Consider the following 15,991-nt stretch of genomic DNA (forward strand, 5'->3'; position numbering starts at 1 on the left):
CTTTTACAATTTCACTGCATGTCCACCGTCAAAAAAGTACAGCCATTTCCGGTCAACTTTCCGACCCAGTATATCTTCAATGGCCCGTCCATACAGATCCAGTTGGAAGCGATAATTTTTGGTGAGTTGATCCAAACCACCACGATGCTCCAATACCCGATCCGTCTTGTAATCAAGCAAGACAAGCTCGCCGTCCACCTCATAAAGACAATCAATAATCCCCTGTACAAGGACCGTTTCATTTTCAATCGTTGCCTGCATTTTGCTATCTTCATTTAGCATCTGCATATCTGAGTTCGCTGCCCGTTCATGGAGCCATTCCACAGGAGACTGATGTGCCGGAAGTCCATACACAAACGGAATCTCCCGTTTTACCCACTCTGCATGCAACAGTTCTTTGCCTGGTTCTGTATCGAAGAATCCGACCAGTTCTTCAGGTTCGATAGCCTCCGCGTGATGGGACAGCAAAATCTGAAGCTCCACCAGTCGTTCAATTGTGTGCTCAATAAGCTGTGAATCAATGGCTGTTCCATCTATAGGAAGATGCTGCATCAACGTATGATACACGTTCCCCCGTTCTGCCCCTGTCAGTTGTTTCTCCCCCATAAATTTGGGACGACGCAGGTGCAATTTGAAAGACGCATCCTCAGATCCCGCAACCGAAACGTTCACCATACCGTTTGAAACTGACCCTAATTCAGCCTCATGCTCGATAGATTCAACAGATGCACCACGTAGTACATGGATTGCTTCACCCTTGATGTAATTCATTCCTGAAGTGTTGTGATCCAACACTCTCTCGGACTGTTCTCCCAGTTCCTCCATCACCTCTACGGACTGGATGTCCTGCATCGAAAGTAACGTTTTCAACTCGGTCACAGATGTGCTGGCTGCTACTTGAGTTGCTGCTTCATAGGGATAAGTCCACGAAAGCCGTCGATCAACCTCGCGAATCAGGCGTGTCTCTTCTTCTTGAGAGATTCCTGGATCTGTACCTTCAGCTCCAAAGTTTTGGTTAGCTGCATTTTGTGCGCTCTCCGTCAGCTTTTCTACAGTTGAGGATGAAATCAGCTCCACAGGCAGAACCGCTTTGAGCGCAGCAATTCGTTCTTTCCGCATTTCAGTCATCCCGTCTTCTTCTCCGAGTGTCTGATCCACCACATGGTCACGGGATACCTGATCGGCAGAGATAATAGAAATCGCCCATCGTGATTGATCATCTGCAAGACAGGCTGAGAACGAATCATTGCTTCCTGCAAGTTCACGCAATACAGCCGCATCTGGATGTCTCATCAGGGATGGCCCAATCCAGTCCAGGTAGCTTCGTCCGGCAGCAAGCAGATAGTCCGGCAATGCCAGTTCAGGGCTATCCTTGACCTGAGACCACGCCAGTGCTTTTTTAGATGCATCTTTTACGGTACCCAGCAAAATCATTTTCTCTTTGGGACGGGTCAACGCAACATACAGCACACGCATCTCTTCAGCAAGCAGTTCAAATTGGGCCCGACGACGAATCGCCAGATTGGCTAGTGTAGGATAGGCAACCCGGTTCTCACGATCCACAAACCTCGGACCAAATCCCAGTTCCTTATGCATGAGAAACGGTGCGTTCAGATCCTGCTGATTGAACATCTTGGATATGCCACCAACAAAGACAATTGGAAACTCCAAACCTTTACTCCGGTGAATGGTCATAATACGCACCGCGTTGTCCTGCTCACCTGAACTACCCGCTACAGTCCCGAGGTCTCCCCCGTTTTCCCGCAGTCTGGAGACATAGGTCAGGAAACGGAACAAGCCGCGATTTGCAGTTGATTCCTCATATTGTCTTGCGCGATCGTACAGTGCCTTAAGATTACTTTGACGTTGCAGGCCTCCTGGAAGACCACCAACCCAGTCCAAATACCCGGTTTCCCGATACATACGCCAGATCAGTTCACTTAGACTGCCTTGTCTTGCCTCAAGTCTCCACTGCTCCAATTGACGCATAAACCGGCTTAACTTTTGCTCAAGCTCCGAGCCTGAAATCTCCGTTATGTCCCTGTCCTCGTTTGCATGTCCAGTAAAATCAGCAGCTTGATTTCCATCTGTAAGCACATCAAATTCGTATACATCGTCCAGAATCTCTGCCTCAGCAGAAGCTGCTGTCTCCCGCTGCCCCTGTTCCATCTCTGACCAGGCTTCCGGCCACTGCAACTGGACCATATTGGAGTCAGGATGGTTATCTTGCCGGGATTGATGTACGGCATTCGTAGAGGAATCGTTCCATTTTCCAGCAGCCGATATAACCGCATCATAGAATGACTGTCTTTTGTCACCAAGACGAATCTGTGCCAGCTCCTCTTCGTCCAGTCCGACAATCGGGGAACGTAGCACAGAAGCGAGCGGAATATCCTGCCTTGGATTATCAACAAGCTGAAGCAGAGACATCATGATTTCCACTTCTGTAGCCTGGAAGTAGCCCTTGCTCTGTTCTCCTCCAGCAGGAATTCCCTGCTGTCTGAATTCCTCAATCATGAGCGGAGCCCACATCAAGGTTGAACGGAGCAAGATGACCATGTCGCCGTAACGTGCCGGGCGCATCGTTTGCAGGGCTTTGTCATATACATGGAGGGCAGGTTTGTCCGTATCCCCAACCATTTCACGAATACGCCTTGCAATCGCCCGTGCTTCCAACTGAGCTGTTTCGAGTTCGGCACTCTCCAGTTCTGCGGAGATCGATGCATCCCCATTCTCATCCGTACTCTCTGTCAGATCAGGCCCACCGCCCTGACGATCAATCAGCATGAGTTCAGGCGTATACGCCTCATCGCCAAGCGTCTCTGACGGGAACGTAGCCCCATATGCCAGCTCAGCTCGTTCATCATAAGCAATCTCTGCCACACCTTCGTTCATGAGTTGCCGGAATATCATGTTGACCGAATGCACGACTTCTGCACGACTACGGAAATTCCGTGCAAGATCAATACGTTGACCTGTACGACTCAAGCGATCTTCAATACTTCCATCCTCACGCATGCTTGCTCCATACTGGCGATACTTGTTCATAAATAGACCCGGCTCCGCCAAACGGAAACGGTAGATACTCTGTTTGACATCACCTACCATGAATCGGTTACCCGGTTTTTCTCTGGAGATCAGTTTCACGATATCTTCCTGAACCGTATTGGTGTCCTGATATTCATCAAGTAACACTTCATCGAATCGTGAACGGTACTCCATAGCCGCATCGGAAGGCATCGACAGTTCAGGCGTTGAATCCTCATGTCGCAAAATGTGAAGGCAGTAGTGCTCTAGATCACTGAAGTCAACTTGCCCCCGTTCCTGTTTGGCCTGTCGATAACGTTCTCCAAATGTACTAACCAGCCTCGACAGTTCCTGCATGAGTGGTGCCGCCTGCTCCAGCTCCTGCCAGAACGAAAAAGCAGTTCTTCCAAACAGCGATCCTTTCAGGTCGGAAACGGCCTTTTTCGCAGCTTCACGTAGTTCCTTCACCTGATCTTGTAAAACAGGGTCCGTTTGATCCTTTTTGCAGGGTTTCAGTTTGCCAAATGCAGCGGGTTGAAACACTTCAGGCAACCTCTCCCATGGCATAACCTCAACTGCAGACAGCAGCTCTTCCACCATCACCAGATCTTCTTTTAACGTATCTGCATAAGGTGCCGGGCCTTCAGGCTGCATGGAAATATGGATGCCTTGACGGAGCAGTCCTGCTGCACCACTTAAGGCAAGAGCCGCATCACGCAAAATACTCTGAACCCATGCTGAATGTCCAAGCTCCTCCACGCTTTCTACCTGAAAAGCGGATGCCATCTCTGAGAGCCAATGATCCGGCCAGGAATGACTGCGGGAGAAATCATACAATCGTTGCACAAGTCGATGCATGGCATCATCGTTTCGCTCTCCACTGAACCAGTCCACCAATTCGCGGAAGGTACTGCCTTCATCTTCTTCGCCATACTTTTCCTCAAAGAGTTCTTCGAGCAATTCCTGCCGCATGATTTCCGCTTCATTTTCATTCAGGATACGAAAAGCCGGGTTCAACGGAATTTGCTGATAGTAACGGCGAATGACTTCCATACAGAATGAATGCAATGTTGTAATAGATGCACGCCCAAGCAGCGACAGCTGCTTACGCAAATGTTCTTCTCCAGGCTGTTCTTCCAGCGCACGTTCCAGCGCTTCCCGAATCCGTTGTTTCATCTCGGCGGCCGCTGCTTTGGTAAATGTGGCTACAAGTAAGCGATCCACACTGAATCCTTGGGAGGGATCTGCGATCTTGCGAATAATTCGTTCAACCAATACAGCTGTCTTGCCTGATCCCGCCGCAGCGGCAACCAGAATGTCTTCTCCGCTTTCGGAGATGGCACTCCACTGGTCATCACTCCAGAAGCTTCCTTCCGGTTTTGGCATATTCGTCATGATGTTTCCCCTCCCTTGGTGTGAGATAACATATCCCAGATTTGCTGTTTGCCCGGTTTGGACAACAGGTTATATTCATTTCCTTCAATATTCTCATCAAACTGACAAACAGGCTTATATGGACAGAACGTGCACGCCACTTCCTGCTGAATACGATAAGGCTCAATGGCCACATCCCCATCCGTAATTCGGGTACCAATCTCACGGATATTACTGCGAACCGAAGCCAGCAGCGTATCCCATTGCTCTGGCGTGGCTACAGCGGCGCTACTATAAAAGCTTCCGTCCGCCTTAAGGGCAACTGGAATAATAGCTGAATACCCCTTATCCAGGGTGTTATCCATTTGAGCGATTGCGTCCCGATCCGCCAGCAGCAAACCTTTCATTTTGAACCGTTTCAGCAGTTCTTGTCCGGCCTGCTCCGATGTCATGCCATTTGCGGATTGCAACAGCGGGTTATGCACATGGAAATACAGCGTTCCTCCCGGCATCGCCGTTTCCCCAAGCCATTCCTCGGCAGCACTAAGCAGCACCTCCAGATAGGTGAGCATCTGCAATGACAGACCATAGTACACTTCATGCAGCTTGAGATCCGTCTGGCTGGACTTGTAGTCAATGACACGCAAGAGCAGACCGTTCTCTCCTTCTGCCACATCCACACGGTCAATCCGACCCACAATCTCCATCACACAGCCATTCTCCAGTTCAAAACGCAGAGGTGGCAGTGTTTTATCCGGTCCAAAATCAAGCTCCAACCCAATCGGTTCAAAACTTCCACGTCTGGACTGTTCACCGAGAATAACGGATGCCCGGCTAACAATGTCCTTCAATTTGCGGAAAATATAACCGTATCGCTTGGTGCTTAGCAAAATCTCTCCTTGCAGTTGCGGTGCAATCTGCTCCACCGTTTGCTCGGCTTCCTTGCGGCATTGGTCTGGAGTCAAGCTGCCCCAACTGCGATTTTCTTCACGCAACCGCATAGCCAGCTGACTCAGTGCAGCATGAAACAGTTGTCCGATATCAGGAGCCTGAAGACGGTACAATTGCCGTTCTTTGAGACGTAGCCCGTGCGAAGCAAAATGGGAGAACGGACAAGCTACGAACCGCTCCATTCGCGAAACACTCGTTCTCACCTCTGTGCCATACAATCTGCGACTGGTAGCTGTGCGTAGGGGCAATGCCCGATTACGGTAAAAGATCGATCCCAGCAGCCGCTCCAGCTGAGGTCTGCTTGTCTCCCGAGATACATGCCAATTGTAGACCGCCCACCACATTTCTGGAATGTCTTCTCCACGGCGCCATTTGCGCAATTGTCCAATGAGCGCAGACAGACTCTGACCCGGATGGGTAACATAGGACCAATGAGCTTCTTCCGAGTTCGCAACTGGTGGTTGAGCGAGCAATGGCCGTTCTTGTAAACCAAACATCTTCCGTACATGACGGACAATCTCGGAAGGAGGCAGTGTTTTTCCCTCATCATCAGCAACCGGATAACTCAGCCACAACTGACTGCTTGCCGCTGTAAGTGCCGTATAGATCAGAAAACGTTCATCCAGCATCTGTCTTGTTGCTCCTGGTCCAAGCGCCACGCCTCTTTCTGTCAGCAACGATCTTTCCAGCTCCGTTAATACTCCAGCCTCCTGAGGTACAGCAGGCAGTTCACCATCAACCGCACCGAGAATAAATACGTATTTGATATCCTGAAGACGTGTACGATCCATGGAACCGACCAATACCTGATCAAGTGCTGGTGGTACCAGACCCAGCTTCAGTTCGGTCAATCCGGTCTCGATCATCCCGGCGAACAGAGTGACATCCAGCCGTTCATTGCCCATCATATCGACCATCTGATCCAATAAATCCAGCACAGCTCCCCACATCTGCCGATGTTCTCTCGAGCGTTCGGGGTCACCTTGAGCCTTAGCTTCAGCAGACATACTCTCCAGTTTCCATGGGATCTCGGCCTCTTCCAGCAATCTGTATAGTGCCTCGCATTGGGCTTTGGCTGTCTTTGCCTTTTTCATACGTTTCTCAAAAGCACCCATGGAATCTGTAATGACCGTTCGACAACTCTCCATTAAAGACAGCATTTGATCCCGTCCTCGACTACGACCATCCTGACCATTGTCTTCAAGTGAAAGGCTTGGCACATATTTCCATGGTTTGCCGTCAGTCCAGCGATATCCATGAATACCACAAGCCAATACATAATTCTCAAGCTGGTCCATATCTTCACGGGTGATGGAACCATCACGCGGAAGCAGCAGGTCCGTTTTGACGCAGCGAAATACATCCTCGTAACGCCAATGTCGACGAACAATGTCGAGTGCGGAACGGATAAACTCGGATAACGGATGATGAAGTTCATTTCTTCTGCGGTCCAGAAAGACAGGCACGCCATAATCTCTGAATAACGGTTCAGCTATATCGGCGTAGGTATCCAACTGACGAACAAGCACCGCCATATCCCGATAACGTGCACCTTCGTTTTGCGCCAAACGCCGCATCTCACGCAGTGCTCCCTCCATCTCAGCTCGACGGTTCTCAGCTGCGACTAGTCGGATTCCGGAATCAAGGCCTTCACCTTTCCACCGAATTCGGCGGTCAAATCCAGCCTCCAGATGAGCAAGTCCCGGACGATCCTTGTATCGCGGTGGAGTCTCCGAATCAAGTACAATTATATCGCTCGTTACACCCAGCTCTTCGGCCATTCCTTTGAGACGCGCGTAAGCACTTGCCGTGGGATAGAACAGTTCCAGTTCTCCAGGCAATGCACCGTGATCATAAGGGCGATCCAATGTCAGGGCAATCGTAACGGAAGAGCACTGCAACATCAGCCGACCAATCACACTCATCTCCTGTGGAGTGAATCCCTGAAAACCATCAATCCAGATCTGGGCATCCTGCAGCAATGCACTTTCCGACAAACGCTCTGTCAGTTCGGTCAACGTATCTTCATCATCAATATATAATTCGGACAGTTCCTGTTCATAATCACGATATATCAGATTCAAGTCATGTAGCTTATCCTCCAGAATTGGCGAAGAGGATGAGTTATTCCATCCAGATAGCCCTTCTTCCAGCGATGATGGATCAACTTCATAACGTTTAAATTCACTATATAAGTCATTTAATTCGCCTATAAAACCCAGCTGGCTGCCGGATGCACCAAACAGCTTCAATTCATCCTTACGACGCTGGATGACTTTGTAGAGTAGCATCTTTTTGCCTTCGGCTCCGATCGGAATACGGGCAGAACCGCCTGCTTCCTGCATGACGCGGTAGGCTAGACGGCGAAAGCCCAGCACTTCTGCACGCATCGTACCTTTAATTGCTCCAGAAGACACCAACGCTTGCTCTGTTCGAAAGGAACTCTGTTCCGGAACGAGTAAAATCAAAGGTTTACCTTGCGGCTCCTTTTGAAGCAGGGATGTAATTTCCCGGGTAATCAGCGAGCTTTTGCCGCTGCCTGCCCGGCCAATAACAAAACGAACGGACATGTCTAATCCTCCAAACCACACGTACAAGATTTTAATTCCCAGTATAACATATCTGACTTGGTTCGGAACATACGTTTGCCACTATCCGGTAAAACCGGAGATCATCTCCGTTAACACAGCAAAACAGCAAAAAGCCCGCAGCTACTCACACTGTGGACTTTTGACTTGATCTATAGATTAATTAAAGAATATTTACACTTGCCACTCCGATGACAGAACAACCCTCCGATCGCTGTTATTCCCAGATTTTTTTGATTCAATTTATAAAAGTGAGAAAATCCGAGAATAAAGGCGAAGATTATGCTTCCGAAGCAGCTTTCCTTCAGAAAGCTTTTAGCTCCACTTCTTCAGGTTATTTCTGTCCTCTACTTTCTCGTGTAAATGTTTAGTTCAATCTATACAGTTAAATTAGAACGGAAATCATACGATTAATTCTTTTTACTGCGCACTTCGAAAATAGCAAATTTCAGGTAATGCCCTTCATCTACGCCCAAAATTTGCGGGTGATCCTTACCTGCTGCTTTCCAGTCGATTAGACGCAACACCTTGCCTGCATCTTCTGCTGCATCAGCAATCGTGTCCAGGAAGAGATCAGGACGCATATGATACGAACAGCTGGCTGTTACCAAATATCCGCCCTCATTAACCAGTTTCATTCCTTGCAGGTTGATATCCTTATAACCGCGACATGCACCTTTTACTGCTGATTTCGTTTTGGCAAACGCAGGGGGATCGAGGATGACTACATCAAATGTTTTACCGCCAGCTGCAAGCGCTTTGGATGTATCTACTTTTTGTTCGCCTGCACGTGCACGTGCGGTACGTTCATCCAGACCTTTCACTTGTTCACGCAAGTACTGGAATGCATCAGCAACAACGAATTCTACGCGATCGGTAAAACCGTTCAGCTCCACATTCGTTCGTGCACTCTCAATGGCGTGCTCCGAAATATCAAGACATGTCACTTTTTTGGCTCCATACTTGCAAGCATTCAACGTGAAACTGCCTGTGTGTGAGAAGCACTCCAGCACAGTAGCACCATCCCAATAAGGGAATGTAACTACCTTGCCGCTTTTATTCACAGGCAACAGCTGCTCTGTGCCATCCTGCTCGGTCTGCTGGAGTGTGATTCCACTCTTGTAGCCCCACCCCTTCATAAGCGGTTCGATAGCTGCACGATTCTCGCGTTGGTCGAAGAAATAACCTGTCTTCTGTCCTTCCACGATATCCACTTTAATAAGCAGTCCGTTCTCTGTAACGGTGACATGCCGCGGGCAATCCCCGTACAGTGGACCTTTGGTCTGCTCCAAACCTTCCAGTTCACGAATCGAGACATCACTGCGCTCATATATACCTTCCGGCTGCATCACTTCAATGAGTGCTTGTACGATAGCTTCACGGCAACGATCCATGCCGAGTGTAAGCAACTGTACAACGAGAATGCTGCCGAATCGGTCAACGATCAGTCCTGGCAGAAAATCAGCTTCGCCATAAACGAGACGGTACGCCTCGCCATCCTGGATAAAGCGTTCCCGATGACGCAAACAATCGCGGAAACGAGCTGCAAAGAACGCGGTGTCCATCTGTTCGGACTCCAGCGGTTGATACGCTACGACCCTTACTGTGATCTGAGATGCGGGATTGTAATAACCTGTCGCCAGATAGCGACCTTGATGATTCAATACATTGACCAGATCTCCCGGTTCCGGGTTTCCGTCAACAGAGGCAATTTCGTTGTTAAATATCCATGGATGTGCATGTTCAAGCCGCTTTTTGCGACTGCGTTCGAGTGTAACTGATGGCAAGGTAGATCCACTTCCTTTAATTTAATAGTTCAAAAGATAGGTTTGGTGCGGCGCGTAGGTGGCGTTTCGGTTACGAATCGATCTTCCGATCGCTGTTGTCTCCAGATTTTTTTGATTCCCTTTCTTAAAGGGAAAATCCGGAGACAAAGGCGCACGCTTCGCTTCTTCTGATTCGATTTCGTCCCCTCCACTACGCTTGCACAAATCACCGTATCTTTCGAATTGGGGTGCGGCAGTTAAGTGACGTTCCGGTTACGAATCGATCTTCCGATCGCTGTTGTCTCCAGATTTTTTTGATTCCCTTTCTTAAAGGGAAAATCCGGAGACAAAGGCGCACGCTTCGCTTCTTCAGATTCGATTTCGTCCCCTCCACTACGCTTGCACGAATCACCGTATCTTTCGAATTGGGGTGCGGCAGTTAAGTGACGTTCCGGTTACGAATCGATCTTCTGATCGCTGTTGTCTCCAGATTTTTTTGATTCCCTTTCTTAAAGGGAAAATCCCGAGACAAAGGCGCACGCTTCGCTTCTTCAGATTCGATTTCGTCCCCTCCACTACGTTTGCTCGAATCACCGTATCTTTCGAATTGGGGTGGGATAATTAAGGTTCGCTTCCCTCTGAATTCCTTTAGGCTTGTCATGGTTGTCTTTATTTACTCATAGGATGAGTTAAGGAATCGGACGGAAGGAATGATTTTGTATGTTTAGAGATGTTATACTGCCCCTGCTATATGGGCTTATTATCTTTTTTGGCGGCATGAAGTTGATGGAAACCGCCTTGCAGCGCATGGCAGGGCCCATGCTGGCAGGTTGGCTCAATCGAGCTACCTCTGCTCCCTGGAAAGGCATGGCTTTCAGCGCGGGTGCAACGGCCCTGTTGCAGAGCAGTACTGCGGTCACCGTACTCACCATTGGACTGGCTAATGCCAGATTGATTACTTACGGACGCACACTCGGCATCATCCTTGGCACCAACATCGGGACATGCCTGACAACGGAGCTGGTGGGGCTGCAGATCGGACGTGCTTCCCTGCCCCTGCTTGTCCTGTCGCTGACGGGCTGGGCCATGTTTGTTGTACTTGGTGAACGCAATCTAGCCGCTCCTGAACGCACGCGGCAGACTCTGTTTAACATCCAATACAGCTTCCTCGCAGCTGCCGGATTTGCACTTGTCATGACAGGCATTCAGGTCATGCAATCCATTGCCTTGCCACTGCGGAGCATGGGCGTATTTCAATGGTTTCTCGACCGCTCGGCCGACAGCTTGTGGTGGGGCTTCCTGGCAGGTGCGTGTCTCACGGCGCTCATTCACAGCAGCGCGGCCGTCATTAGCATGGCAATTACGCTCGCAGCCACAGGGGTATTACCTGTGGAGATCGGTATCGCCATTGTGATCGGGTCCAACGTGGGGACCTGCATCACTGCTGTAATTGCTGCCGCGGGCGGAGCATCTGCAGGCAAATTTGTCGCAGCCTCCCATGTTGTATTAAACATTGCGGGAGCACTGTTGTTCATGCCGTTGATCGGCCAGCTGCATGCAGCTTCGGCTTGGCTGTCAGCGGACAATGGGGCACAGATCGCGCATGCCCAGACCCTTTTTAACATCACCAGTTCACTGCTTGCTTTGCCGTTCTGTTACTTGCCAATCTGGCACAAAAAACCACCGGTCCACGCCCCCGCGGCGAAGTCACCCGTGTCTTGATGATCTGCCTATCCAGACCCACAGAGCGCCCGGCTAACTGACTCGTCGAATTAGAACTATAATGCGTTATACGTTAATGCCCAACTTGTTCAGTGCTACACGCAAGATGTCATCGTTATTATCATATCCGCTCTGCTGCTGTAGGGACCATGCTTCTTCCGGAGCATACCAATCCACACCCTTGATTTCTTCAATCTGAGGCTGTAAATCTCCACTCTCAGCTTCAACGAGATAGTAATGAACTTCCTTATCTACCGGGCCATACTCTGCATGTTGGTACGTATAGGCGATAATATTAACCGGCTCGACAATGCGACCGACCATACCCGTCTCTTCCAGGATCTCGCGCAGTGCGGTCTGTTCAATCGTTTCTCCATCTTCCATTTTGCCCTTGGCGAGAGTCGTTTTACCGTAACGATCTACGATAAGCTGAATTTGAAGACGTCCGTCTTCCCCTGTTCTATAAACAACTCCGCCTGCTGAAATTTCTTTTTTGTTCATCGTGCTCTCCCCCATCGACTTCAATATCTGTATCTTATTTTTTGCAAAAGAAGGACCTCATCTCCACGGGTAAGCTCCCCAAGGAAATGAAATCCTTGTTTCTGACGCCTCGATTACATCGCGGCGGACTTGAGATTATCTTCCAATACACGTACGAGCGTACCCTGACTTTCGTTCACGCCAGCATCAACCAATTTGACTCGGCATACTTTACCGACCATATCCATGGTTCCGTCAAAGACCAGCTGAATGTAATTGTCGCTATATCCGTGCAGTTTGCCACTTCCCTCGCGGCCTTTGGCTTCACCTTCGGGAATGACATCCAGTACCTGTCCGACAAACTGTTTGGCGTACTCCAGTTGCATCTGCTCAGACAGTTCAATAAGTTCATGCACACGTGCATTTTTGACCTCTTCGTCCACCTGATCTTCCATCCGTGCTGCAGGAGTACCTGTACGTTTGGAATAAGGGAATACGTGCATTTCGGAAAAACCGATTTTTCGCATCAACTCATAGCCATTACGGTACATTTCATCCGTCTCACCCGGAAATCCAACAATAATGTCAGTCGTAATCGCCACATCTGGCATCGCTTCTCGAATGCGAAGCATTTTGTTGTAGAACTCTTCTGTCGTATACTTGCGACGCATGCGTTTTAATACCGTATCATCGCCAGCTTGCAGCGGAATATGAAAGTGACGAACGAGTTTATCCGAACGTTTAATCACGTCGAGCATGCGATCGTCGATCTGGCTGGCTTCAATCGAGCTGATTCGAATACGCTCCAGGCCCTCTACTTTATCCAAATCCCACAGCAGATCAGTTAGATCATAGTTCTCCATGTCATCCCCATATCCACCTGTATGAATACCTGTAAGAACAATTTCCTTGTATCCGGCGTGTACGAGTTGATGGGCCTGTTGAACGATACTGTTCGCTTCCCGGCTACGTGAGAGACCACGAGACCACGGAATGATGCAGAACGTGCAAAAATTATTGCATCCATCCTGAATTTTCAGGAAAGCTCGGGTACGATCAGCAAAATCAGGTACATCCATCTCTTCAAACACACGGGTTTTCATAATATTGCGCACCGCGTTAACGGGTTGACGGGACTCCTGAATTTCATTGACATATGGCAGAATTTTGTCACGGTCCTGTGTACCGATAACCAGGTCCACGCCAGGGATGTCCAGAATCTCTGCCGGAGAAGTCTGCGCATAGCAGCCTGTAACGGCCACAATGGCCTCCGGGTTGCGCCGAATGGCACGACGAATAATTTGACGGCTCTTTTTGTCGCCGGTATTGGTTACTGTACAAGTATTAATCAAGTATACATCTGCTGTCTGTTCGTCAAAGTCCACTTGATCGTATCCTTCGTTTTTGAACAATTGCCAAATCGCCTCTGTATCATAGAAATTAACTTTGCAGCCTAAGGTGTAAAACGCCACGGATGGCATAATTACATTCCTCCCATTTCTCCGGATTCATATAGCACGCAAGTTAGTGCTGCCATTCCAGCTGTCTCAGCACGCAAAATGCGTTTGCCCAGTCCAACAGATACAGCACCAGCCCGATCAGCCTCTGCCGTCTCCTTCTCAGAAAATCCACCTTCCGGTCCAACAACGATCAAAACTTCTGCACGTGCATCAGGTGCAAGTTGCTCAACAAACGGTTTCAGCGCGTCTCTCAGCTGTTTACCGTTTTCTTTCTCATAACAATAACATACCAGGCTATAGCCCTCAAAAGAAGATAACAGCCCTTTCCAGGAAAGTGGCTGCTCCACGGATGGAATGCGATTCCGGTGGCTCTGTTCGGCTGCTTCCTTGGCAATTTTCCGCCACCGCTCCAACCGTTTGCCTTCTTTCTTGGCATCGTATTGCACAATCGTACGTTCTGAGAGGAAGGGTACAAATGATACTGCCCCAATCTCGGTACATCTCTGGATGACCGTCTCCATCTTGTCGCCTTTGGGCAAGCTCTGTGCCACGGTTACGCGAATCCGTGCTTCATGGTCCATAACCAAAGGCTCTACAATATTGGCCGTCACTTGGCCTGCTTCAATACTTTCAATTTCCACTAGTGCCTCTCTGGAGTTTCCGTCACTGACAATCAGTTTATCTCCAGGTTTACCACGCATAACCTTGCCGATATGGCGTGCATCATCACCTGTGATGATCACAGCATGTTCATTAAACTGTTCTGCAGATACAAAATATCGCTGCATTAGTCAATCCACCCATTCTGTCCTGTTATGACTGGAATTCACCCCGTCTGATGACAGGCGTGAATCCAATCGCCACAGATGATCATACAACTTTTACGTGTTTCTGACCAGTATTCTGGTCCATAACACAACGTGCTTTTAGCGATATAGTTCAATAACCAGCTTTGCCAGGTCCACATACATCGTTTGCGCAAACTCATACAAAGGTTGAATCGTCATATTTTGCAACGGAGGTATAACAAGAATCAATAGGAAGATAAAAATGGACCATTGCTCCACACCTTGCAGCTTGCGGCTGATTGAAGGTGGCAGTACATCTTCCAGAATCCGATAACCATCCAGCGGGGGCAACGGAATCAAGTTAAACAGGAACAGGAAAAAGTTTGTTAGGTTAAAAATAGCGAAGAACGTCGTGATTGCTGTCAGCAGCCGCTCATTATCAATGCCGCCAAGTGCTCCAGAACCAACCAGTGAAGCATAGATGATTGTACCGATGATCGCGAGTAACAGATTGCTCAGAGGCCCTGCTGCGGATACGATGATGCCCATCAATCTAGGCTTGTCGAAGTTAGCCCGATTAACCGGAACCGGACGAGCCCAACCGAAGCCCGCTATAATGAGCAACAGCACACCAAACAAGTCAAAGTGCACAACCGGATTCAGCGTGACCCGACCCAACAGCTTGGCTGTCGGATCACCGAATTTGTTGGCGAAATATGCATGCGAGAATTCATGCACCGTAAATGCGATCAGAATGGTCAGCAGGAAGAATGGCAGCTGATCGATCGGATAACGAAAGAACGAATTCCAAAAGTCCATACGTTACCCCTTTCTGGCTACATACGCCAGCCAATCCTCATCACGGTGGATGGCACTCACTTCAAACCCGGAGGCTACCAATGCATCATGCACAACCTGCTCTTTGTTCTTCCAAATGCCCGATACAATATAGGTGCCGCCAGACTCAAGTGCATTATACACATCGTCCACGAACAACAAAATGATCTCTGCCAGAATGTTAGCCACCACAACCTTAACAGGCAGTTGTACTCCAAGTGCAGGGTCCTGATTGCCAAGGACGGACAGCAAATCACTCTCTTTAACCGTAATTTGTTGCTCCAGCCCATTCAGTTCTACATTCTCCCTGGCACTGATGACCGCAACTGGATCCAGATCGAGCGCCAACACATGTTTAGCACCAAGCTTTATCGCTCCAATTGCCAAAATGCCAGAACCTGTACCTACGTCAATGATTTCCTCGCCGCCTTGAATAACCGTTTCCAGTGTACGCAAGCAGAGGGAAGTCGTTGGATGAGTTCCTGTACCAAAAGCCATGCCTGGGTCAAGTTCAATAATTTTCTCATCCGGACTTTCTGGCGTATACTCTTCCCACGTTGGTTTAATCGTCAGACGTTCTGATACACGTACCGGTTTGAAATATTGCTTCCAGGCCGTTGCCCAGTCATTTTCATCCACTGTACGTGTCTCATAACGAACCTCACCCGTATCAATTCCGAATTCAGTGAGTTCTTCGATTCTTGGATTAACTTCTGACTGCAATGCAACCATATCCGTACCTTCGGAGAAGTACCCTTTGATGACCGCAAAGCCTTCAGGAATATCATTCAAAGGAACATCGTATAACTCACCATATGTCGTGTCTCGTTTTTTATTTAAAGTACCGGACTCTTCAATCGAAACCCCTCCAGCACCCGCTTCATGTAAAAAATTAGAAATCATCTCCACAGCTTCTTCTGTGGTATGTATTGTTAGTTCATGCCATAACATACTTGGTTTTTCCTCCTCATTTTTCAAACATCCCAACTATTGTACTA

General features: G+C 48.8%; 9 protein-coding genes. 1 reads left to right on the top strand and 8 read right to left on the bottom strand.

Features of this window, described 5'->3' with window-relative positions:
* Positions 1–3 precede the first annotated feature (3 nt).
* The 3 genes from addA to FS628_RS15700 form a co-directional block, all read right to left on the bottom strand.
* Complete coding sequence (gene addA / locus FS628_RS15690; RefSeq protein WP_145323272.1) at positions 4–4,422, bottom strand: helicase-exonuclease AddAB subunit AddA; 4,419 nt, start codon at positions 4,420–4,422, stop codon at positions 4–6.
* Complete coding sequence (addB, locus tag FS628_RS15695; protein WP_145323274.1) at positions 4,419–7,922, bottom strand: helicase-exonuclease AddAB subunit AddB; 3,504 nt, start codon at positions 7,920–7,922, stop codon at positions 4,419–4,421. The genes addA and addB overlap by 4 nt, the downstream gene beginning before the upstream one ends.
* A 428-nt stretch (positions 7,923–8,350) precedes the next feature.
* The gene (locus tag FS628_RS15700; RefSeq protein ID WP_145323275.1) at positions 8,351–9,727 is read right to left on the bottom strand and encodes a class I SAM-dependent rRNA methyltransferase; all 1,377 of its coding nucleotides are present in this window, start codon (positions 9,725–9,727) and stop codon (positions 8,351–8,353) included.
* 699 nt (positions 9,728–10,426) lie between these two features.
* On the opposite strand from FS628_RS15700, the gene FS628_RS15705 reads away from it, so the two are divergent.
* Positions 10,427–11,428, top strand: a complete 1,002-nt coding sequence (locus FS628_RS15705) for a Na/Pi cotransporter family protein (protein WP_145323277.1) — start codon at positions 10,427–10,429, stop codon at positions 11,426–11,428.
* 66 nt (positions 11,429–11,494) lie between these two features.
* On the opposite strand, the gene FS628_RS15710 is transcribed toward FS628_RS15705, so the two are convergent.
* The 5 genes from FS628_RS15710 to prmA all read right to left on the bottom strand — a co-directional run bounded on the left by FS628_RS15710 (position 11,495) and on the right by prmA (position 15,944).
* Positions 11,495–11,929: an NUDIX hydrolase gene (locus tag FS628_RS15710; protein ID WP_145323279.1), complete on the bottom strand. Its 435-nt coding sequence runs from the start codon at positions 11,927–11,929 to the stop codon at positions 11,495–11,497.
* Between the two features lie 113 nt (positions 11,930–12,042).
* Entirely contained in the window at positions 12,043–13,389 is a 1,347-nt protein-coding gene (mtaB, locus tag FS628_RS15715) for a tRNA (N(6)-L-threonylcarbamoyladenosine(37)-C(2))-methylthiotransferase MtaB (RefSeq protein ID WP_145323281.1), read from the bottom strand.
* 2 nt (positions 13,390–13,391) lie between these two features.
* On the bottom strand, positions 13,392–14,156 hold the full coding sequence (locus FS628_RS15720) for an RsmE family RNA methyltransferase (RefSeq protein ID WP_145323283.1): 765 nt from the start codon (positions 14,154–14,156) through the stop codon (positions 13,392–13,394).
* A 138-nt stretch (positions 14,157–14,294) separates the two neighbouring features.
* Positions 14,295–14,975 (bottom strand): site-2 protease family protein, encoded by a 681-nt coding sequence (locus FS628_RS15725; RefSeq protein WP_145323285.1) that lies wholly within the window; start codon positions 14,973–14,975, stop codon positions 14,295–14,297.
* Between the two features lie 3 nt (positions 14,976–14,978).
* Positions 14,979–15,944: a 50S ribosomal protein L11 methyltransferase gene (prmA, locus tag FS628_RS15730; protein ID WP_145323287.1), complete on the bottom strand. Its 966-nt coding sequence runs from the start codon at positions 15,942–15,944 to the stop codon at positions 14,979–14,981.
* Positions 15,945–15,991 lie beyond the last annotated feature (47 nt).

The organism is Paenibacillus xylanexedens (assembly GCF_007676705.1).
Lineage (GTDB): Bacteria > Bacillota > Bacilli > Paenibacillales > Paenibacillaceae > Paenibacillus > Paenibacillus xylanexedens_C.

What these genes read in the sequence shown, in the direction of transcription:
- addA (WP_145323272.1), bottom strand. Translation starts at nt 4,422, where the DNA reads ATGACGAATATGCCAAAACCGGAAGGAAGCTTCTGGAGTGATGACCAG.
- addB (WP_145323274.1), bottom strand. Translation starts at nt 7,922, where the DNA reads ATGTCCGTTCGTTTTGTTATTGGCCGGGCAGGCAGCGGCAAAAGCTCG.
- FS628_RS15705 (WP_145323277.1), top strand. Translation starts at nt 10,427, where the DNA reads ATGTTTAGAGATGTTATACTGCCCCTGCTATATGGGCTTATTATCTTT.
- FS628_RS15710 (WP_145323279.1), bottom strand. Translation starts at nt 11,929, where the DNA reads ATGAACAAAAAAGAAATTTCAGCAGGCGGAGTTGTTTATAGAACAGGG.
- mtaB (WP_145323281.1), bottom strand. Translation starts at nt 13,389, where the DNA reads ATGCCATCCGTGGCGTTTTACACCTTAGGCTGCAAAGTTAATTTCTAT.
- FS628_RS15720 (WP_145323283.1), bottom strand. Translation starts at nt 14,156, where the DNA reads ATGCAGCGATATTTTGTATCTGCAGAACAGTTTAATGAACATGCTGTG.
- FS628_RS15725 (WP_145323285.1), bottom strand. Translation starts at nt 14,975, where the DNA reads ATGGACTTTTGGAATTCGTTCTTTCGTTATCCGATCGATCAGCTGCCA.
- prmA (WP_145323287.1), bottom strand. Translation starts at nt 15,944, where the DNA reads ATGTTATGGCATGAACTAACAATACATACCACAGAAGAAGCTGTGGAG.